Consider the following 19,919-nt stretch of genomic DNA (forward strand, 5'->3'; position numbering starts at 1 on the left):
TTAATATTTAGTATAGTATTTATAAATTATTCATTATGGCAAAAATTAAATTAGAATACATTTGGTTAGATGGATACTTCCCTACTCAAAACATGAGAAGTAAGACCAAAGTAGAAGAGCATGAAAATTTTAAAGGAACTTTAGAAGAAATTGGTAATTGGTCTTTTGATGGATCTTCTACGCGTCAAGCAGAAGGCGGATCGTCAGATTGTTTACTCAAGCCTGTTGCTATTTACCCAGATCCAGCAAGAAAAAATGGTTATTTAGTTATGACGGAGGTTTTAAATGCAGATGGAACACCTCACGTATCAAACGGAAGAGCAACTATTGATGATGATGATAACGATTTTTGGTTTGGTTTCGAGCAAGAATATTTTATAATGGATACTGCAACTCAGCTTCCTTTAGGCTTCCCAATTGGCGGGTACCCTGCACCACAAGGTATGTACTACTGCTCTGTTGGTGGTAAAAACACTCATGGAAGAGATTTAGTTGAAGAACATGCAGATTTATGTATAGAAGCTGGCTTAAACTTTGAAGGCATTAACCAAGAAGTAGCTTCAGGACAATGGGAGTTTCAATTATTTGCAAAAGGCGCTAAAAAAGCCGGAGACGAAATTTGGATTGCCAGATATTTACTAGACAGATTAACCGAAAAATATGGCTACTACATTGAGTATCATCCAAAACCACTTGGTAAAGAAATGGATTGGAACGGTTCTGGTATGCACGCCAACTTCTCTAACACAACCTTAAGAACTTGTGGTTCTCAAGAAGTTTACGAGAAAATTTGTGAAGCTTTCCGTCCAGTTGTTAGCGAACATATTGCTGTTTATGGCGAGTTTAACGACCAACGTTTAACTGGTTTACACGAAACTGCTGCCATAACAGATTTCTCTTATGGAGTATCTGATAGAGGGGCGTCAATAAGAATTCCAATTATTACCGTTGAAAAAGGCTGGAAAGGTTGGTTAGAAGACAGACGTCCTGCATCAAACGGAGATCCGTATAAAATTGCAGGTAGAATTATTGAAACTGTTAAATCTGCTAAAATTTAATTATTGTTAGATTAATAATTTTGTTCATAAAAAAAGCACTTAGAATTATATTTTAAGTGCTTTTTTTATGAACAAAATTACAATTACATTTAAACCATAAAACACAGAATAAAAATTAGGGAAAATGAAAAATGAGAAACTGACAATAATTGCAAAAATTTTGGTAAAACCTGAAAAACTAGATTTAGTAAAAAAAGAACTCCTTAAATTAATTACTTTAACAAAAGCTGAAGAAGGATGTATTAACTATGATTTACATCAAGATAATCAAGAAAAAAATCTGTTTTTGTTTTATGAGAATTGGGAAAGTAAGGTCTTATGGCAATTACATATGAATAGTAAACATTTGGCAGATTTTCAGAAATTAACAGATGGAGCAATAGAAAAAGTCATTTTAAATGAAATGACACATATTGGGTAATCCTATTTGTTAAGCTTTGCTTATCAAGACATAATTAAAAAGGAAGATTTCATATAAAATTTGTAATAATAATTTATAAGAATTATTGGTAACTGGCCTTTAATTGATAAACATGTTTTCACACTTAATTAAACCATACGGCATATCTTTGTCTTCTTAATTCTAGCGCAAGCAATTCTTCCATTTTAAGTGCTTCAGCTCTTGTAGGCAATGGATCAATATGATTATATAGACTAGGTCTTAAATACATACCATACTTCTCAACTATATTTGAAGAAAGTTTATAACCTTTCTTATTTCTATATCCTGTTTTATGTTGTAGAAATCTTTCTTTGGGAGTTTTACTAGTCATTCCAACATATAGGCATTGTAAAACTCCATTAAATTGTGGATTTGATGCCCTAAACCTCGCATTTTCAGAAAAAACTCGTTTTGATAATTCTATCACATATATTCTATACTCGACTTTGGGCATTTCTATAAAAATTATTTAATCCGCTTTTAAATTTTACCGTTTCAGAAATTTCTTTTTAACTCCCCTTCGGTCATTTGTCTGTTTTTTTGCTAATTACCAAAGTCTAGGCTGTGTGATTCGGTTACAGAATCGTTCGAATATTTTACAAACTAAAACTTACCTTTAGTAAACACCAAAAACATAAATACTCCATAAGCAAATACAAGTAAAAATCCCTTAACTCTACTTATTTTCATGCGCTTTGGTATAAAAATCAATGGTATTAAAATTGCCGAAAAACCAAGCATCCAAAAAATATCGCTTGTTAGTATTTGCGGTTCTGTAACTGGAATTGGTTTAATAATAGATGTTAAACCTAAAACAGACCCTATATTAAATATATTAGACCCTATTAAATTACCTAACGAAATAGCTTTTTCTTGTTTTGCTGCAGCTATAACAGATGCTGCTAACTCTGGCACACTAGTGCCTATTGCTATTAAAGACACGCCTATAACAGCTTCGCTTACTCCAATAGAAGTAGCAATATCTTTAGCACCAAAAACTAACCATTCACTACCAAAATATAAAGCCGTAGCACCAATAGCCAACCATAGCAAAATCTTAAAGTTAGAAACTATTGCTAAACTGTCATCTACCTCTTCAACAATTATGTCTTTTTTTGTGTTTTTAATTAATAGATATAGAAATAAAATAAGTCCGATAAATAAAATTGAACCTTCAAAAGCAGTTAGTAAACTATCGTTTTTTAAAAAATAATAAAGTGCTAACGAAAACAACATCATTACTGGCCAATTAACTTTATAAAACGATTTATCAACCGAAATAGCACCAACCATAGCTGTAATACCTAACACCAAACCTATGTTAGCAATATTAGAACCTACTACGTTATTTATAGCTATTGCTGGAGAACCTGATAGTGCCGCTTGCAAACTTACCAACAACTCTGGTGCCGAAGTTGCAAATGAAACCACCGTCATACCTATTACCATTTTAGATATGCTAAATTTAAATGACAAGGCAACAGACGATCGTACTAAATACTCGCCCCCTATTACCAATAATATAAACCCTAGTATAACCCAAAGTAAGCTCATAACTATTATTTTTTGCGAAGATAAATTAAAGTTAAAAGTTAGAAGTTAAAAGTTAAAAGTTTTTGTTAACCCAAACACAACGATGTTTACTTATTAACCAACCTTAAAACTTAAAATTTAGTTAAATAACTACTAATTTAGTTGTATAACTATAAAAATAGTTATAAGTTTGGAAAGTAAAATTAAACCCATGCAAAAACTAACAAACAAAGAGGAAGAAATTATGCATATTCTATGGAAGCTTAAAAAGGCTTTTGTAAAAGATGTACTTGCTGAAATTAAGGAAGACAAACCACATTACAACACTTTATCTACAATTATTAGGAATTTAGAGGAGAAAGGTTTTGTGGCTTATAATGCTTATGGTAAAACGCACCAATACTACCCAATTATTAAAAAGGAAGACTATAGAAAACGTTTTATGACGGCAGCAATTGATAACTATTTTAACAACTCTTACAAAAATATGGTATCGTTTTTTGCTAAAGAGGAAAAAATAAGTGTCGAGGAACTTAAAGAGATTATTGCATTAATTGAAAAACAAAAATAACCATGGAATATTTACTTAAAGCTAGTGCTGTTATTACCATTTTTTATGTGTGCTATAAATTGTTTTTAAAGCGCGACACCTTTTTTGAGTCTAACCGCTGGTTTTTATTGCTTGGTTTAATTACTGCTTTTACTTTACCTTATGTGGTGATTCCTATTTACATTGAATACACCCCAATGCCTATACATAATTTTGCCATTAGCGAGTCTGCCCCTATTCAAATTACCCAAGAAGAACCTTTTAATATTTTTAACTATCTCTTTACTGCATACAGTATTGGCGTTGTTATTTTCGCTATTCGGTTTTGTGTACAATTACTATCGTTAGGGTTACTTATTATAAAAAGTAAACGTGAAAAGCAAAACGGATTTACTTATGTAAAAACAGATAACAATGCACTGCCTTTTTCATTTTTTAGATGGATAGTTTACAACCCATCTCTGTTTAACGGCAACGATTTACAACATATTATCGCCCACGAAAAAGTGCATGTAAACCAGTACCACTCTATAGATATTATACTATCACAACTGGCCGCCATTGTGTTTTGGTTTAACCCCATTACTTGGTTTTACAAAAAAGATTTACAGCAAAACCTGGAGTTTATTGCAGATAATAAAGCTCAAAACTCTACAAGCTGCAAAAAAAGCTATCAACATTTATTATTAAAAACAAGCTTATCTAGTCAGTACATGGCTTTAACCAATAATTTTTATTCATCATTAACTAAAAAACGAATCGTTATGTTACACAAATCAAAATCGAAAAAACGAAACCTATTTAAGTATGCTTTAGTACTGCCCTTGCTTGCAATCTTTTTAATGAGCTTTAATACTGAGGAAGTATATGTTGCTAAGGTTTTAGAGGATGCTAATTCTGTTGAAACTGAGAATAAAACAGAACAACACGAAATGACTTCTAATGATGATAAAATCAAAATTATTTTTAGAAAAGACTTATCTGTCAACGATTTACAAAAGATTAAGAAAAAGTTACAGAAAATGAATATTACTTTTACTTACAAAGAATTAAATCGAAATGTAAAAGGAGAAATTACTAAAATTATAGCCAAATTTGAAACTAAGGGAGGCCATTGTATCTACAGTTCAGATAAATCTCCAATAGAGCCTTTTTATTATTTTAGACACGGAAAAACAAGTGGAGTTGGGCGTTTAGAAGACCTTAAGGAAGTTGATAAAGAATTTGACTTTAGTGGCTCCAAAACTTTAGATTATAATTTTAATTCAAACTTAAACAACAAGAAAACTACCGAAAGCACACATACATACATATTAGCACCAGATTCAACAAAAACAGTTTACAGATATTCTGTCGGTCAAACAACACCACATGATACTATAAAGATAAAAAGCAAGTATATAGTATCTAAAAATGGCAAAATCACTGATACCATATATTCAAACAACAAACAAGGTTTTGCTTATACAATTTCAGATTCTATTTTTTACACTGTTGACAGAAAAACTATTTCAACTGATAGTATTTATTTTGACCGAAATACCATCACTACTGATTCCATTTCTTGGAAAACAGGTCACCCAATTCCAAATACAAAAACTCTTGGTAATTCCTTATTAATAAATGGAGAAAAACCACTTTATATTTTAGATGATATTGAAATTTCTGAAGAGGAAATTCACAACATAAATCCAAGTAAAATTGCATCAGTAACTGTACTCAAGGATAAAACTACTACTGCATTATATGGCAAAAAAGCAAAAGATGGTGTAGTAATTATTACCACAAAAAAAGATTGGGATACTGAATTTAAAGTTGGAAAACCTTTTAATTCTAATAAAGCCTACTCCATTGAAATGAACAATAGTAATCAACGTACCGAAGGCTATTTAGATGAAAAAACAGGAAGCTTTAGTCTAAGAGGTCATGCGATGCTTGATGTTAAAGAAAGTAATATTGGACTAATATTTATTGACGGGAAAAAATCTTCTTTAAAAAAGGCAGAAAAAATCCCTGCTGAAAACATCGAAAGCATATCCGTTTTAAAAGGAGAAAAAGCCATTAAAAAATATGGCAAAAAAGCAAAAAAAGGTGTTATAGAAATTACCACCAAAAAGAAAAACTAAATCTACAACTTTTCCAATACAAAAAAGGCACTTTTAAAAAGTGCTTTTTTTATGCCCTATTTTAAAATTAAAAGATGAAAATGCTAAAAACATCTATTTTTTTAACAAAAAAGCCCTTGGATTATAAAAATAACCACAAAAAGTGCCTACAATTATTATAAATTATAATAATTACAACAACTTATAATTACATTTTAAAACTTATATTAAGAGCTTCACATAAATATTGAAATATAAATCATTTTTTTACTTACAAATCTATATCCAATTTCACAGATTTATTTAATAACATTTGGCGGGTATATTCGAAAAAATATATCTTCAAAAAACATTGATAAAATAATACCATTTCTGATTTAAAATGACTTGAATAAAAAGTAGTTATTTTTTTATTAGGCGATAAAGAAAATGAAAGCATAGCCCAAGCTACGGTTTCTTTTTATTTTGAAGCATCAGGAAAAAAGAACAATTTTTAACAAATTATTTTGAGTTAGAAATGGTATCAACCATTTACTAACCTTTAAAATCTTGAAATTATGATGACACTTGCTAAGTTTATAATCGATATTATCTTTGTTATTTTCTCGATTATATAAATCCAAAAAAACAAGTAAAACTTAGTCTAGAATAAGTTTTACTATTTTTACCTTTTAATAAGGGTTTTTAAATATGAAAAAGCAAGTATTTAAGTTTTTAGCAAAGGTTAATAAAGTTATCTTACCGAGTTATTCCAAAAAAGAATTGGACTTAACAAAAGCCACAAAACTACAAATGGCAATTATAGGCTGGAGATGGTTTGTTACAAAAAATGCTTTGGATTGATTTTTAAAACAATTATGCTTTAAGGTGTTGTAGCTTTATATATAGTTGCCATAGATGATGTAGATATATTATATTTACAATGGGCTTCTAAAAAAACTGATTCACCTTTACTAATCTTCAAGGCATTATCACCTTCAACTATTTTGGCATCACCTTCTATAACTATTAAAATTTGTGCTGTTTTTGTTTTAGACTGATAGATTTGTTCTTGCTTTAAATCAATCTTACTCAACTCAAAATCTGGAGCTGGTGTTTTATAAATGCGTTCAATACCATCGTTTTGCATATCGCCCTGCATTACATGAGGTATAGTTTCTTCAAAAGCAACGTGTTTCAAGAGTTCAGGAACATCAACATGCTTTGGTGTTAAGCCACCACGCAATACATTATCTGAATTTGCCATAAGCTCCATGTTTTGGCCTTCAAGATAAGCATGCGGAATTCCTGCATCCTGAAAAACGGCTTCACCCTTTTCAGCTTTAACGATATTGAAGAAATAGATGGAGTAAATACCTTTATCTAAAAGGTTTTTATCTTCCGATGAATCTACAGCTTTAGCAGCCCAATAATCAGGACTAGATTTATCTAATTTTCCCTGTAAATACAAAGGCATAATACGTTTTAATAATGGTGCTAAAATACGGTTAGTGTCTTCAGAAGATTCCTCCATCACTTTTTTATATAAACCATAATATCCTGCTTTTTTAAATACAGAAAGTAAATCAGCAAACTCCGGAGTTTCTTTTAATCTCTCAATTAATTTATCTTCAGTCAAAAACCCATGTAACAACCAAAACTCGCTTAATGCTACCATAATTTCTGGTTTATGGTTATCGTCTTTATAGTTTCTATGAGGCGCAGTTAATGGAATGCCCAATTCATTCTCAAGCTTAAAGCCTTTTTCGGCTTCTATTTTAGTTGGATGTACTTGAATTGAGAGCATATCGTGTACATCTAATACTTTGAATAAAAAAGATAAACGTCCAAATTTTTCAGCAACCTTTTCACCTAAACTTTCTGTTATATTATGTTTTAAATAACTATCTAAATTCTGATTGCCATTTGGTGTAGATACTACAGAAGGTGCATTTACATGAGCGCCCAACCAATATTCTGCACATTTTATATTATTACTTTTAATTCCTAATAATTCAGGAATAAAATGGGTTCCGCCCCAAGCGTAATTTTGAATTTTTCCTTTAAGAGCAAATAACTTTGGCATACTTTTGTGTTATTGATTAGTTACCAGCAAATTTAAACTAAAGCCATTAATAAGGAAAAAAATTAGAATAATACATTGAAAATTATATTAAGAACTCATCTTGACTTTTTCTATTTCCTAAAAAAATGGCTGAAATTCACCCATATTTTATTACTTTTCTTACCCGTAGGACTGCTATGGCTTTCAAAAAATGCCTCATCTGGTCAAATTTCAACTCATTTTCGGTTAAAAACAAAAAGTCAAGATAAGTTCTAAAAAAAAATCAGCACAAAAAAAAAGAGACTCTCTAAAAAACCAATAAATTTTCTTGTTTATATTCAGCTTTTTAGAAAGTCTCTTCCGTTTAATTAAATATGATAAATCAATCTTTTTAGATAAAAACTATTTGACACCCCTCTTGATCTGCTCTACTATAAAAATCGCCAATAGTCAAAATACCATCTAACTCATCAATTAGGTCTTCTCGTTTTAAATGAAACATATCTACTGCTAATTTACACCCCCATAGTTTGCACCCAGAATCTGATAATATTTCTAAAAACTCACCTATTGGGGGCATATCAAGTTTTTCCATTTCTTTTTTCATCATTTTGGTTGCAAGCGCCTCGACTCCAGGTAAACCGCCTAACATTGTTGGAATATGCATTGCAGGGTTACCAACAGTGGCAACATGCAAATGCTCTAATTTTTTCTTTTGTATAGCCTCTAGCCCAAAAAACGTGAAAAATATCTCGGACTCTATACCTTCCATTCTAGCTCCATTAGCCATTACAAATGCTGCATAGGCATTCTCAATTGTAGCTTTAGATAATATGAAAAGCATCTTTTTAACTTTTGATTCCATGGTTTGAAATTTTTAAAATTTAACTAAATACAACTTTTTGGCTTTGGAATTCCAGCAATTAACGTTGACTTTTTTAAAGGTCCTCCTGGGAATAAATTATAAAACTCTTTAATATTTATAACACCACTCTTTTTTATACCTCTTATTGATAACGCCTCTTCTTTATGATGTTTATCTTGTAAATACTCTATAACTTCCCAATGTTTATCTGTCATTACTATATTACACTCACCTGCAATACATTCAGATACTTCTTTATCCCATTGACTAAAGTCTACTAAGTATCCTTCTTCGTTTACATCAATTTCTTTGTTTGCTATTATTTTTTTCATTATTTAAATATTTAAATTTATTATTATGCTTCATCTAATTGTTTTCCTTGTTTACTCATAGTTGCTGACACAAATGGAATATGAATACCTTTTATTAACATATTCCAATAAATCCATCTAAAAGCCATTTTTCCCATATGGTTTGTTCTACTTTCTTCTAACAATTTCAAAGGACCAACTCCAGGAAACGGAAATGTGCCTTTAACGGGTTCTTGATTATAATTAAAATCAATTAATAACGCTTTTCCTTCTCCAGTTTCAATAAAACAATTGGCATGACCATCAAATTCTTCTTTCAAAGGTTCTCCCTTTATAAAACGAAGTATGTTTTCTGTTAATATTTCTGCTTCAAAATGCGCTACAGATCCTGCTTTTGATGCTGGTAGATTTGTTGCATCACCAATAGCAAAAATATTTTCATAATCTTTGGTTTGCAATGTCGATTTATTTGTAGGAATATAATTTAAATCATCTCCCATACCAGAACGCTGAATAAGAGAATCTCCCATATTTGTTGGAACAGTGACTAAAAGATCATACGCTACTTCAATATCTGCATAGTCAATTATTTTGTTATTCTCATAATCAATTCGTTCAATATTAAAATCGGTTACTTCTTTAATATCTTTTTCTTCTAGCAAATAATGAAGGGCTTCGGTAGCCTTTGGTTTAGTAAATGCACCATCTAAGGGGGTTACAAATGTAATATCAATCTTATCTCTAATCCCTTTATGCTTAAAATAAGAATCAGCTAAAAAAGCAAACTCTAATGGAGCTACAGGACATTTAATTGGCATTTCTGTAATATGAACTACTAGTTTGCCCCCTTGCCAATCTCTTAGTTTATTTCGTAAGGCTTTGGCACCTTTATAAGTATAGAAATCGAATATAGATTTATGCCACTCCGGTCCACTCATACCTTCAGTTTCTTCAGGTGCTATATCAGTTCCAGTAGCAACAATCAATACATCATAATTTAAAACATCCCCATTACCTAAGATTACCTTATTTTCTTTTGGTTTGATTAGTTCAATTTTCTCTTGAATATAATTAACCTTTTTTGGAATAAACTTTTTACCGTTTTTCTTAATTTGCTTTGTTGTATAAATATCAAAAGGAAGAAATAAAAAACCAGGTTGATAGTAATGTGTTTTATGCTGATCTATAATAGTAATCTTCCACTCTTTTTTGGGAAGTTTAGATACCAAATGATTCGCCATCATAGTTCCTGATGTGCCTGCTCCTAATATTAGTAAACTTTTCATTTTTTATACATTTAAAATCAACTACTACTGTGATTTTTGTTTTGAGCTAAATTAAATCAAATAACTTTTAAAAAACATGACAAAAATCATGAAAACCCTTGTGTAACAAAGGTTACACAAACAATTGTTATTTCAGGATTAATTAAAAGCTGACAAAAGTCATAATTAAAATTAGATCTTAATAGTAACTTTGACTTACAACTATTTAACTTCTATATTCTGTAAAAATATTTTACTATTCTGATTATTTTACAGAATGTTACTAAATATTTTAATTATGAAAATTAATCTTATTAGTTATCTGTTTTTGCTGTTTAATACAGCAATTTTTTCGCAAGCTGGTCATATTATGCAAGGCGTAGGTGCAACTAATATGTCTATGGGTGGAGCCTCAACTTCTCAACCATTAGACATTTCTGGAGCATTACACTGGAACCCCGCTTCTACCTCGGTTTTTAATAACAAGATTATTAAACTTGATGTTGGCTTGTTTTTTTCTTCTCCAGAATTATCGTCTTCTATTGGATCTTTATCTGGTACTACAAAAGATGATAGAGGAGCCTCTCCTATGCCCGCGTTAGCCATAGTTTGGGGTAAAGCTGAAAGCAAACATACTTTTGGGGTTTCTGCATTTGGCATTAGTGGCTTTGGTGTAACCTTTCCAGAGGATTCAAACTATCCTCAAGATATGATAGGTACCCCAAACCCTAATTATAATTCAGCACAGTCTTCAAACCCTGTTAATTTTCCACAAACGGCAGGTGGTTTTGGGCATATAGAATCTGATTATATTTTATTACAAATTGGACTATCTTATGCTTATGAAGTTACTAACAAACTATCTATTGGTATACAACCAAATATAGATTATGCTACTTTAGAATTAATACCAAATCCAACAGCTAACCCGTCTCAAACGGCAGGATATCCATCAACAAACAAAGCCTCTGCAATAGGTTTTGGCACGCAATTTGGACTCTTTTATGATACTGGGGTTGGATTAAAAATGGGAACTTCTTACAAAACAACTCAAAAATTTAATGACTTTAAATTTGATAACACCTATTTAGATAACTCAAAAAATAATAGCGAATTTCAAATGGACTATCCAGCTATTTTCTCTCTAGGACTTGGATACTCAACAGATGTTTTCGATTTTGCTTTTGATTTTAGAAGAGTTGATTATGAAAACACTGATGGCTTCTCAAAAACAGGATGGACTCATACAGGTGCTGTCTCTGGTTTTGGTTGGAAGAATATTTCTATTATTTCAACTGGTTTTCAATATAAGGGGATTAACAAATTACCGTTACGTGTTGGATACACCTATAGTTCAAACCCTATTCCAGAAGAAGTGGTGTTTTTTAATGTGCCTGCTACAGCTATTATAAAAAATGCTTGCCAATTTGGGTTGAGCTATGCAGTAAATAGCACATGGAAAGTCGATGCAGTTTATCATTATGGAGATAGTAACGGTAAAACAGAAGGTAAAATCCTATCTCCGTTTATGTCTTCTCAAAACAACCCTTTAGGCGCATTTCCAAAATCATCTGTAACCTATAATATGACTACATCAATGTTACAATTTGGTATTAGTTATACTTTTACAAAAAAAAAGTGATACAAATTTTTAATAACAAATAAAAAGAAGGCTGTCTGAAAAGAGGGGACTGAAAAAGTAACATAAAAAACACAAGCAGTAAAACGTTGATTCAATCATAGTTTTTACTGCTTTTTCGCATCTTGATGTCCAGTCTAATATAGTAATTTCAATTTTTTTTAAGTAGCTATTATACATGACAAAAAAGACCCCCAAAATAAAAGGCGCCCCATCTTACCAATTTTTTAACCATTCCCCTTCAAAAAAAATGAACTTTTCGAACCAGAATTTTTTTTTGAAATGAATTCTCCTTTGTCAGGAGTATTTATCCTAGAAAAGCTTAATAAATAAAATTTGTTAAATAAAAAATGTCCGAAGTTTATTTCTTAGCTGTTCCTATTAAATTACTTGATAATATTTAAGCTAGATAACCAATCTCGTGAAAAGTATCACGATAAATGACTCAATTCAAAACACAAAAAATCCCAATCGACTTGAAATCAGTTAATTGGGATTAATAATTCGTGACCACGGCAGGATTCAAACCTGCAACCTCTTGAGCCGTAATCAAGTGCGCTATTCAGTTGCGCCACGTGGCCTTTTTTAAGTGGCTGCAAATATACATTTTTTATTAAAACACTACCAAACAATTTCTTTCAATTTCAATAAAATTTTGATTACTAATATTTACTGAAATAAAATAATCTATAAGTAACTAAAGCTACAATGTATCACTAAATAATATACTAATTTTAAGTTTTAATATTAGAAGAATGAAAAAACTTGTATTCCCCTACTCCTTCTTTTTCTTAGTTTGTTTTTAAGTTGTAATAATTCTAATAAGTCAAATTATTCTATCAATAATAAACAGAATAAAGCTAACAACCTCCTGAAAAAAAATTAATGGAAACCAATTGCTATTTGTGCCATAGTCCTTCAGTGAACCACGGTAACAGAATAGCACCGCCAATGATAGCCATAAAAAAGCACTATATAGATGATGCTACACAAAAGAACAATTTATTGAATCGTTACAAGCTTGGATTAAAAAAAACCAAATGATAAAAATGCTAAATGTTCGGAGCTGCAAGAAGGTTTGGTGTAATGCGCAAAACACCTTACCCTGAAGAAACCATTCGACAAATTACAGACTATATGTTCCACAATAATAATAAACACCCGGATTGGTTTGAAGATTATTTTAACGAGAAAAAAGGAAAGCAACAGGGTAAATAACAGGAAAAGGCAAGAAAAACAATATGAGTAAAAAACACATGCAAACAAACTTTAAAGATTTACCATATGCTGAACGAGGTTTAAAATATGCTCTTTCAACAAAAGCAATACTTGGAAAGAATTTAATGGGTACCACTCAAAAAAAAGGAACATTAAAGCTATAGCATTTTGTAATGAACGCGCATACCCATTAACAGATAGTATGACTAAGATGCATAATACTTTTATAAAACGAGTTTCAAATAAACCAAGAAATAATAACAATACCGCTAACCCTGAAGAGTTGGACTATATTAAAATTTTAATGAAGTAATTTCTAATAATAATGAACCAAAACCTGTTGTTAAAGAAATAGAATATAGCATACTTGTTTACTATCCAATAGTTACAAACGCAATGTGTTTTCAATGTCATAAAAAAACAAGTGAATCTTTAGAAATAACCTCTTTAGATAAACTGAAAAAACTATATCCGATTTACAAAGCAATTAGATATGATATTAATAAAGTAAAGGGAATTTGGCGTATTAGTTTTACTAAGTAAAATTAAGAATGATAATTTGATAAATTTTCATCTAAGTTGTTACATGCTGACAAATATCATATTTCATAATACCTAATTAATACTTTCAGCCTAGTTAAAAAAATATATAATTATGATAACTAAAAACATAGTATTGTTCGACTAGAGAAATGGTGTATTAATAATAGCTGTTTTTGCACTTGCTTGTTTATTCCTTATTGATTTTTTAGTAAAATTTATGATGAGTGGTAATAAGGGTAGTGATGAGACAAAGAAAAGGTAATAAATAACCCTCGAGGCAAGCCCACGAGGTATTCAACGGAGAAAAATTTATTTTTAGTTTGATGAAATCATTAGGTTTTCAAACTTTCGTCTTTTGCCCACGAGGTAAGCCTCGGAGAATTCTTTTAGATTAAAAAAACGCCATTCTTATGATTTGGTTTGATGATGAGCATTCTGTAAAAGGAGTGCTTTTTTTATATAAGTGATTGTTTTAGTAAGTAACATAGGTTACATATTTCCCTATTAGCTAGATGTATTTTTGCGCTATAAATTTTTAATCAATGAAAAACAAGATTCATATCGCACTAGTGCTTCTGTTTTCTGGACATACATTTTTAATAGCTCAAGTTATAGTACCTATTACCAAAACAGAGGTTTTGTATAAAGTACTTGAAGGAAATACTAGTATTAAAATTTCTAAAGAAGAATTTAAACAAGCTCGAGCAGATTACAGACAAACAAACGCTGTGTTTTTACCAAATATTACTGCAAGTCATACAGCAATAGCAACTACTAATCCGTTAATGGCTTTTGGCTCTAAACTAAATCAGGAAATTTTAACGCAAAACGATTTTAATTCTACATTGTTAAACAATCCATCTCAAATTGAAAATTTCGCAACAAAACTTGAAATTCAGCAACCTTTAATTAATCTAGAAAGTATGTTTCAACGAAAAGCTTCCAAATCTAAAATGGAGGCTATGGCTTTAAAAACAGAACGCACGCAAGATTATTTATCCTTAGAAGTAGATAAGGCTTACATGCAATTACAATTAGCTTATAAAGCGGTTGATGTATTAGAAAAAGCACTAGAAGCTGCTAATGCCAACAAAAATTTAGCAGATGATAGTTTTAAACAAGGCTATTTACAACGCGCCGATGTTCTTAATGTAGAAGTACGCGTAACCGAAGTTCAGAACCAGTTACAAATGGCAAAAAGTAACGTGCGAAACGCATCAAATTATTTGTCTTTTTTAATGAATGATGAAAGATTTGTTGTTTACGTGTCAACAGAAGAATTAACTGTATCTGCCTCTACTTTGGAAGACAAAACAGTTTCAGAAAACCGTTCAGATATTAAAGCGATGCAATTTACATCAAACGCTTTTGAAGCCATGAATAAAGCAGATAAAATGGCATTCCTACCAAAATTAAATGCCTTCGGTAGTTATGAGATGTATGACGATCAAATATTCCAAGCAAATGCTAATGGCTATTTATTTGGAGCACAAATAAGTTGGGATATTTTTCAAGGCTCTAAACGTTTTGGAAAAACACAAAAGAGCAAAGCAGAATTCGAAAAATCTAAGCTAGAATATAAGCAATATGTATCACAAAGTCAATTAGAATTAAATAAAGTAAAACGCGCATTTTTAGATGCAGAAAACAAATTAAAACTTACTGAATTAGCATTACAACAATCAGATGAATCTTTACGAATACGAACAAACAGATTTAAAGAAGGTTTAGAAAAAACATCCGATTTATTAATGGCAGAAACACAATACGCCCAAAAACAATTAGAATATTATCAAACGATTTTTGAATACAATTATACACAAGCGTATTTACATTTTTTAACTAAAGAATAATTTTTAAAATGAAAAAAACATATACAATCCTAACACTCTTGGTAACACTAATATTATCAAATTGTGAAAGCGAAGACAAAAATAACGTTGCTAATAATTCACCAGCAATTATTATTAAAGTAAACCAAGTGGAAGCAAGTGGAAATAGTCCGTTTTTATCTGCTAGCGGAAAAATACAAGCTAAAAATAGTGCCGATTTAAGCACTAGAATGATGGGATACGTTAATAAAGTACATGTAAATGTTGGAGACCAAGTGAGCAAAGGGCAATTATTAGTATCTATTAATAATGCCGATTTACAAGCTAAAAAAGCACAAGTCAATGCCAGAATTACCGAGGCTACAGCTGCTTTTAACAATGCCCAAAAAGATTATAACCGTTTTAAAAACTTATTTGCAAGCAGTAGTGCATCACAAAAAGAAATGGACGATATTACCGCTAATTTTGAAATAGCTAAAGCACGTTTAGAAGCTGCAAACCAAATGAAAAACGAAATTAAGGCACAATTTACATACAGTAATATTTCTGCTCCTTTTAACGGTATTATTACTAGCAAAAATGTAAAAGTTGGTGATATGGCAAATCCTGGAATGCCCTTAATAAGCATAGAAACACCAGATGTTTTCGAAGTGATGGCTATGGTGCCTGAAACAGAAATTTCAAGCATTAAAACAGGAATACCCGTTAATGTTTTGGTGAAATCCGTCAACAAAACTCTTAAAGGAAAGGTGACAGAAGTAAGTTCATCTGCAAAAAATACAGGAGGGCAATATTTAGTTAAAATAGATTTAGACAGAACAGAAACCAATATTTTATCTGGCATGTTTGCTACCGTACAATTTTCAGTAGAAAAGAAAACTAAATCACCTATGGTTTTAATACCTCAAGACGCTATTGTAACAAATGGGCAACTATCTGGAGTTTATACTGTAAGCCAAAGCAATACAGCCTTGTTACGTTGGCTGCGTTTAGGCAGAACATTTGGTAATCAAATAGAAGTATTATCTGGATTAAAAGCAGACGAAGCTTACATTGTTTCTGCCGAAGGAAAATTGTTTAATGGCGCAAAAGTAAGTGTTCAATAAGCAGTTGCATTTACCATTATCCATTTAAGATTGAAAATATAAGTATTAACTAATAAATATCCCCTAATAATTTTTCCTCTTTGGGAAAATTTAAAGGAACTTTAATTATGAAAGAAGGAATCGCAGGTAAAATTGCTAAAATCTTTATACAATCGAAGTTAACAGTTTTGTTAATGATTGTTTTTATGGTAGTTGGTGTATATAGTTCGTTTTTAATTCCGCGAGAGGAAGAGCCACAAATTAATGTACCTATGGCCGACATTTTTGTGGGGTATCCTGGAGCAAGCCCTACGGAAGTAGAATCTCGCGTTATTAAGCCTTTAGAGCAACTCATTTCGAATATTAGAGGTGTAGAATATGTTTATTCTACAGCTATGAAAGAGCAAGGTATGGTAATCGTGCAGTTCTATGTTGGTGAAGATATTGAGCGTAGTTTCGTAAAACTTTACAACGAAATTAATAAACACATGGACGAAATGCCTGCAGGTGTAACATTTCCATTGGTTAAAACACGTGCCATTGACGATGTGCCGATGTTAGGCTTAACCTTATGGAGTAAAAACTACGACGATTACCAATTAGGCCAAATAGCACAAGAGCTTGAAGCTGAAATTAAAAAGATAAACGATGTAGCCATAACTCATAAAATTGGCGGAAGAAATCGCCAATTACGTGTAGTTTTAGATAAAGACAAACTGGCCGCAAGTGGACTAGATTTCTTGATGGTTTCTGAAATGATTAACGCCAACAACAGTCAATTAAACTCAGGGAGTTTTGATAAGAATGACACCGAATTTTTAGTAAATACCGGAAAGTTTTTAGAATCGGTTGCCGATGTAGAGAATTTGGTGGTTGGTGTACAACAAAATCAGCCTATTTATTTAAAGCAAATCGCTACTATTATTGACGGACCAGAAGTACCACAAAACTATGTAAGTTTAGGCTTTGGTAAAGGCAGTGAAAAAGCTTCAGAATACCAATCTGAGTATCCTGCAGTTACCATTTCTGTTGCTAAAAGAAAAGGTGCTGATGCCATGAAAATTGCCGAAGTTATTATTGATAAAGTATCACATCTTCGAAAAACTTTAATCCCAGATGATGTCCATGTTCAAATTACAAGAAACTATGGTGAAACGGCTTCACACAAAGTATCAGAATTGCTCTTACATCTTATAGGATCTATTATTGCCGTTACTATTGTGGTTATGCTAGCCATGGGTTGGCGAGGAGGATTGGTTGTGTTTTTATCTGTACCCATTACGTTTGCTTTGACACTTTTGAGTTACTATATGTTGGATTACACATTAAACCGAATTACCCTATTTGCTTTAGTTTTTGTAACCGGAATTGTGGTGGATGACTCCATAATTATTGCCGAAAATATGCACAGGCATTTCAAAATGAAGCGCTTGCCTTTTAAACAGGCTGCATTATATGCTATAAACGAAGTTGGAAATCCAACCATTTTAGCAACATTTACCGTAATAGCATCCGTTTTACCTATGGCGTTTGTTTCTGGATTAATGGGGCCATATATGGCACCAATGCCCATTGGAGCTTCCATTGCAATGATATTATCCTTATTCGTAGCGTTAACAATTACACCTTATTTAGGTTATATTTTCTTGAAAGAAAAAGATAAAAAAGGCGTTGAAGATAAACCAGAAAAAGCAATTGAGGACATCCTTATTTATAGAATATATAACAAGTATGAAAGACCATTATTAGAAAGCAAAGCAAAACGTTGGATGTTTTTAGGAGGAACATTTTTGTTATTAATAGGAACCATGGTTTTATTTTTTACAAAATCGGTTGCAGTAAAAATGCTGCCTTTTGATAATAAAAATGAATTCCAAGTAGTCATAGACATGCCTGAAGGCACAACATTAGAAAGAACTGGTGTTGTTGCTCAAGAAATTGCTCAGTTTTTATCAACAAGACCAGAAGTAGTGAATTATCAAAACTACATTGGCACCTCAGCACCAATAACCTTTAATGGACTGGTACGTCATTATGATTTACGTGGCGGAAGCAATATGGCCGATATTCAGGTAAACTTATTGGACAAAAAAGAACGCTCTTCTCAAAGTCATGATATTGCTAAGTTATTGCGCCCAGACATTCAAAAAATAGCTTCAAAATATAATGCAAACGTGAAGTTAGTTGAAGTACCTCCAGGACCTCCGGTTTTATCAACAATAGTAGCAGAAGTTTATGGTCCCGAGTATAACAAGCAAATTGAAATTGCAAACAGCATAAAAGGTATCTTGAAAAGCACCAACGATGTTGTGGACATCGATTGGATGGTAGAAGCGGATCAGACCGAATATCAATTCGAAATTAACAAAGAAAAAGCGATGTTATATGGAGTTACTCCACAACAAATAGTTTATACCATGAATATAGCTCTGTCTAACAGAATGCTAACAAACTTATATGATGAAGATGCTGTTAATCAAGTTGCTTTATTGTTAGCTTTAGATGAAAAAGAAAAATCTACAATTAATGATATTTCACAATTAAAGGTAAAATCTAAACAAGGTAATATGGTGCCAATTTCAGACTTGGTAAAGATTTCTGAAACAACCACTGCAAAAAATATTTACCGTAAAAACCAAAAACGTGTAGTCTACGTCATGGCAGACATGGCTGGAGAATTGGAAAGTCCTGCGTATGCCATTTTAGGCATGGAAGAAAAATTGAAAGACATTCCATTACCAATAGGTTACGAGATTAACGAAATGTATTTAGGTCAGCCAGATTTTGAAGATAATTACACTGTAAAATGGGATGGCGAATGGCAAATCACCTTAGAGGTATTTAGAGATTTAGGCATCGCATTTTTAGGAGCTATTATTCTTATTTACATTTTAATTGTAGGATGGTTTCAAAATTTTAAAGCACCAATAGTTATGATGGTGGCTATACCGTTATCCTTAATCGGAATTATTTTAGGGCACTGGCTCATGGGCGCTTTTTTTACAGCTACGTCTTTTATTGGAATGATTGCTTTGGCAGGAATTATGGTAAGGAATTCGGTATTACTCATTGACTTCATCAACTTACGAACTGCAGAAGGGGTTCCGCTAAAACAAGCCGCAATTGAAGCTGGAGCAGTACGTACAACACCCATTCTGTTAACAGCAGGTACGGTTGTAATTGGAGCGTTTGTTATACTTTTTGACCCTATATTTCAAGGGTTAGCTATATCGCTAATGGGAGGCACTATAGTTTCAACAGTTTTAACCTTATTGGTTGTACCACTTGTTTATTATATGATAGAGAAAAAAAATTATAAATAATAACTTGTATGGTTGAGCACGATAGGGACCTATAACTAAATTGATATAAAATTAAATAACAATGAAACATCCATGTCTAATTTTTAGACACACAGCGGAATGATTA

General features: G+C 31.6%; 19 protein-coding genes and 1 tRNA gene. 13 read left to right on the forward strand and 7 right to left on the reverse strand.

The features are described 5' to 3' along the window. Nucleotides 1–35: 35 nt before the first annotated feature. The gene (locus L3X37_RS08855; protein ID WP_237239817.1) at nt 36–1,058 is read left to right on the forward strand and encodes a glutamine synthetase beta-grasp domain-containing protein; all 1,023 of its coding nucleotides are present in this window, start codon (nt 36–38) and stop codon (nt 1,056–1,058) included. A gap of 124 nt (nt 1,059–1,182) precedes the next feature. Continuing rightward, nucleotides 1,183–1,479, forward strand: a complete 297-nt coding sequence (locus tag L3X37_RS08860; protein WP_237239818.1) for a putative quinol monooxygenase — start codon at nt 1,183–1,185, stop codon at nt 1,477–1,479. 124 nt (nt 1,480–1,603) lie between these two features. Here the strand turns inward: L3X37_RS08860 and L3X37_RS08865 are convergent, their stop codons facing one another. Both L3X37_RS08865 and L3X37_RS08870 read right to left on the reverse strand, forming a co-directional pair. After that, entirely contained in the window at nt 1,604–1,954 is a 351-nt protein-coding gene (locus L3X37_RS08865; protein ID WP_237239819.1) for a ribose-5-phosphate isomerase, read from the reverse strand. A gap of 149 nt (nt 1,955–2,103) precedes the next feature. Then, the gene (locus L3X37_RS08870) at nt 2,104–3,054 is read right to left on the reverse strand and encodes a calcium/sodium antiporter (RefSeq protein ID WP_237239820.1); all 951 of its coding nucleotides are present in this window, start codon (nt 3,052–3,054) and stop codon (nt 2,104–2,106) included. Between the two features lie 190 nt (nt 3,055–3,244). On the opposite strand from L3X37_RS08870, the gene L3X37_RS08875 reads away from it, so the two are divergent. The 3 genes from L3X37_RS08875 to L3X37_RS08885 all read left to right on the forward strand — a co-directional run bounded on the left by L3X37_RS08875 (nt 3,245) and on the right by L3X37_RS08885 (nt 6,531). After that, nucleotides 3,245–3,604 carry a BlaI/MecI/CopY family transcriptional regulator gene (locus L3X37_RS08875; RefSeq protein WP_237239821.1) on the forward strand — a complete coding sequence of 120 codons (360 nt, stop codon included), beginning with the start codon at nt 3,245–3,247 and terminating at the stop codon, nt 3,602–3,604. Between the two features lie 2 nt (nt 3,605–3,606). Next, on the forward strand, nt 3,607–5,709 hold the full coding sequence (locus L3X37_RS08880) for a M56 family metallopeptidase (RefSeq protein WP_237239822.1): 2,103 nt from the start codon (nt 3,607–3,609) through the stop codon (nt 5,707–5,709). A 669-nt stretch (nt 5,710–6,378) separates the two neighbouring features. Then, on the forward strand, nt 6,379–6,531 hold the full coding sequence (locus L3X37_RS08885) for an SsrA-binding protein (RefSeq protein ID WP_237239823.1): 153 nt from the start codon (nt 6,379–6,381) through the stop codon (nt 6,529–6,531). A 19-nt stretch (nt 6,532–6,550) separates the two neighbouring features. Here the strand turns inward: L3X37_RS08885 and manA are convergent, their stop codons facing one another. From manA to sqr, 4 genes are all read right to left on the reverse strand, one after another. Continuing rightward, the gene (gene manA, locus L3X37_RS08890; RefSeq protein ID WP_237239824.1) at nt 6,551–7,753 is read right to left on the reverse strand and encodes a mannose-6-phosphate isomerase, class I; all 1,203 of its coding nucleotides are present in this window, start codon (nt 7,751–7,753) and stop codon (nt 6,551–6,553) included. 370 nt (nt 7,754–8,123) lie between these two features. Next, on the reverse strand, nt 8,124–8,597 hold the full coding sequence (locus tag L3X37_RS08895; protein WP_237239825.1) for a DsrE/DsrF/DrsH-like family protein: 474 nt from the start codon (nt 8,595–8,597) through the stop codon (nt 8,124–8,126). A 23-nt stretch (nt 8,598–8,620) separates the two neighbouring features. Then, entirely contained in the window at nt 8,621–8,929 is a 309-nt protein-coding gene (locus tag L3X37_RS08900; RefSeq protein WP_237239826.1) for a TusE/DsrC/DsvC family sulfur relay protein, read from the reverse strand. Nucleotides 8,930–8,952: 23 nt separating this feature from the next. Next, a complete protein-coding gene (sqr, locus tag L3X37_RS08905) occupies nt 8,953–10,194 on the reverse strand; it encodes a type III sulfide quinone reductase, selenoprotein subtype (protein ID WP_237239827.1) in 1,242 nt (413 codons plus the stop codon). Between the two features lie 277 nt (nt 10,195–10,471). On the opposite strand from sqr, the gene L3X37_RS08910 reads away from it, so the two are divergent. Next, the gene (locus L3X37_RS08910; protein ID WP_237239828.1) at nt 10,472–11,815 is read left to right on the forward strand and encodes an OmpP1/FadL family transporter; all 1,344 of its coding nucleotides are present in this window, start codon (nt 10,472–10,474) and stop codon (nt 11,813–11,815) included. A 504-nt stretch (nt 11,816–12,319) separates the two neighbouring features. On the opposite strand, the gene L3X37_RS08915 is transcribed toward L3X37_RS08910, so the two are convergent. Continuing rightward, nucleotides 12,320–12,393: transfer RNA gene (locus L3X37_RS08915), tRNA-Arg, on the reverse strand. A gap of 304 nt (nt 12,394–12,697) precedes the next feature. Between L3X37_RS08915 and L3X37_RS08920 the strand changes: the two genes are divergently transcribed. The 7 genes from L3X37_RS08920 to L3X37_RS08950 all read left to right on the forward strand — a co-directional run bounded on the left by L3X37_RS08920 (nt 12,698) and on the right by L3X37_RS08950 (nt 19,813). Then, entirely contained in the window at nt 12,698–12,856 is a 159-nt protein-coding gene (locus L3X37_RS08920; RefSeq protein ID WP_237239829.1) for a cytochrome c family protein, read from the forward strand. A 12-nt stretch (nt 12,857–12,868) separates the two neighbouring features. Further along, nucleotides 12,869–13,030: a hypothetical protein gene (locus L3X37_RS08925; RefSeq protein WP_237239830.1), complete on the forward strand. Its 162-nt coding sequence runs from the start codon at nt 12,869–12,871 to the stop codon at nt 13,028–13,030. Nucleotides 13,031–13,053: 23 nt separating this feature from the next. Beyond that, nucleotides 13,054–13,194 carry a hypothetical protein gene (locus L3X37_RS08930; protein ID WP_237239831.1) on the forward strand — a complete coding sequence of 47 codons (141 nt, stop codon included), beginning with the start codon at nt 13,054–13,056 and terminating at the stop codon, nt 13,192–13,194. 232 nt (nt 13,195–13,426) lie between these two features. After that, on the forward strand, nt 13,427–13,573 hold the full coding sequence (locus L3X37_RS08935; RefSeq protein ID WP_237239832.1) for a hypothetical protein: 147 nt from the start codon (nt 13,427–13,429) through the stop codon (nt 13,571–13,573). A 542-nt stretch (nt 13,574–14,115) separates the two neighbouring features. After that, nucleotides 14,116–15,426 (forward strand): TolC family protein, encoded by a 1,311-nt coding sequence (locus L3X37_RS08940; protein ID WP_237239833.1) that lies wholly within the window; start codon nt 14,116–14,118, stop codon nt 15,424–15,426. Between the two features lie 8 nt (nt 15,427–15,434). After that, complete coding sequence (locus L3X37_RS08945) at nt 15,435–16,511, forward strand: efflux RND transporter periplasmic adaptor subunit (protein WP_237239834.1); 1,077 nt, start codon at nt 15,435–15,437, stop codon at nt 16,509–16,511. A 107-nt stretch (nt 16,512–16,618) separates the two neighbouring features. Beyond that, nucleotides 16,619–19,813 carry an efflux RND transporter permease subunit gene (locus tag L3X37_RS08950; RefSeq protein WP_237239835.1) on the forward strand — a complete coding sequence of 1,065 codons (3,195 nt, stop codon included), beginning with the start codon at nt 16,619–16,621 and terminating at the stop codon, nt 19,811–19,813. Nucleotides 19,814–19,919 lie beyond the last annotated feature (106 nt).

It is taken from the genome of Wocania arenilitoris (assembly GCF_021728535.1).
GTDB classification, from domain to species: domain Bacteria; phylum Bacteroidota; class Bacteroidia; order Flavobacteriales; family Flavobacteriaceae; genus Wocania_A; species Wocania_A arenilitoris.

Bases quoted from the DNA above. Each gene is read 5' to 3' on its own strand.
- L3X37_RS08885 (WP_237239823.1), top strand. From the start codon at position 6,379: ATGAAAAAGCAAGTATTTAAGTTTTTAGCAAAGGTTAATAAAGTTATC.
- L3X37_RS08945 (WP_237239834.1), top strand. From the start codon at position 15,435: ATGAAAAAAACATATACAATCCTAACACTCTTGGTAACACTAATATTA.
- L3X37_RS08875 (WP_237239821.1), top strand. From the start codon at position 3,245: ATGCAAAAACTAACAAACAAAGAGGAAGAAATTATGCATATTCTATGG.
- L3X37_RS08950 (WP_237239835.1), top strand. From the start codon at position 16,619: ATGAAAGAAGGAATCGCAGGTAAAATTGCTAAAATCTTTATACAATCG.
- L3X37_RS08920 (WP_237239829.1), top strand. From the start codon at position 12,698: ATGGAAACCAATTGCTATTTGTGCCATAGTCCTTCAGTGAACCACGGT.
- L3X37_RS08940 (WP_237239833.1), top strand. From the start codon at position 14,116: ATGAAAAACAAGATTCATATCGCACTAGTGCTTCTGTTTTCTGGACAT.
- L3X37_RS08870 (WP_237239820.1), bottom strand. From the start codon at position 3,054: ATGAGCTTACTTTGGGTTATACTAGGGTTTATATTATTGGTAATAGGG.
- manA (WP_237239824.1), bottom strand. From the start codon at position 7,753: ATGCCAAAGTTATTTGCTCTTAAAGGAAAAATTCAAAATTACGCTTGG.
- sqr (WP_237239827.1), bottom strand. From the start codon at position 10,194: ATGAAAAGTTTACTAATATTAGGAGCAGGCACATCAGGAACTATGATG.
- L3X37_RS08855 (WP_237239817.1), top strand. From the start codon at position 36: ATGGCAAAAATTAAATTAGAATACATTTGGTTAGATGGATACTTCCCT.
- L3X37_RS08910 (WP_237239828.1), top strand. From the start codon at position 10,472: ATGAAAATTAATCTTATTAGTTATCTGTTTTTGCTGTTTAATACAGCA.
- L3X37_RS08895 (WP_237239825.1), bottom strand. From the start codon at position 8,597: ATGGAATCAAAAGTTAAAAAGATGCTTTTCATATTATCTAAAGCTACA.
- L3X37_RS08930 (WP_237239831.1), top strand. From the start codon at position 13,054: ATGAGTAAAAAACACATGCAAACAAACTTTAAAGATTTACCATATGCT.
- L3X37_RS08925 (WP_237239830.1), top strand. From the start codon at position 12,869: ATGTTCGGAGCTGCAAGAAGGTTTGGTGTAATGCGCAAAACACCTTAC.
- L3X37_RS08880 (WP_237239822.1), top strand. From the start codon at position 3,607: ATGGAATATTTACTTAAAGCTAGTGCTGTTATTACCATTTTTTATGTG.
- L3X37_RS08900 (WP_237239826.1), bottom strand. From the start codon at position 8,929: ATGAAAAAAATAATAGCAAACAAAGAAATTGATGTAAACGAAGAAGGA.
- L3X37_RS08860 (WP_237239818.1), top strand. From the start codon at position 1,183: ATGAAAAATGAGAAACTGACAATAATTGCAAAAATTTTGGTAAAACCT.
- L3X37_RS08935 (WP_237239832.1), top strand. From the start codon at position 13,427: ATGTGTTTTCAATGTCATAAAAAAACAAGTGAATCTTTAGAAATAACC.
- L3X37_RS08865 (WP_237239819.1), bottom strand. From the start codon at position 1,954: ATGCCCAAAGTCGAGTATAGAATATATGTGATAGAATTATCAAAACGA.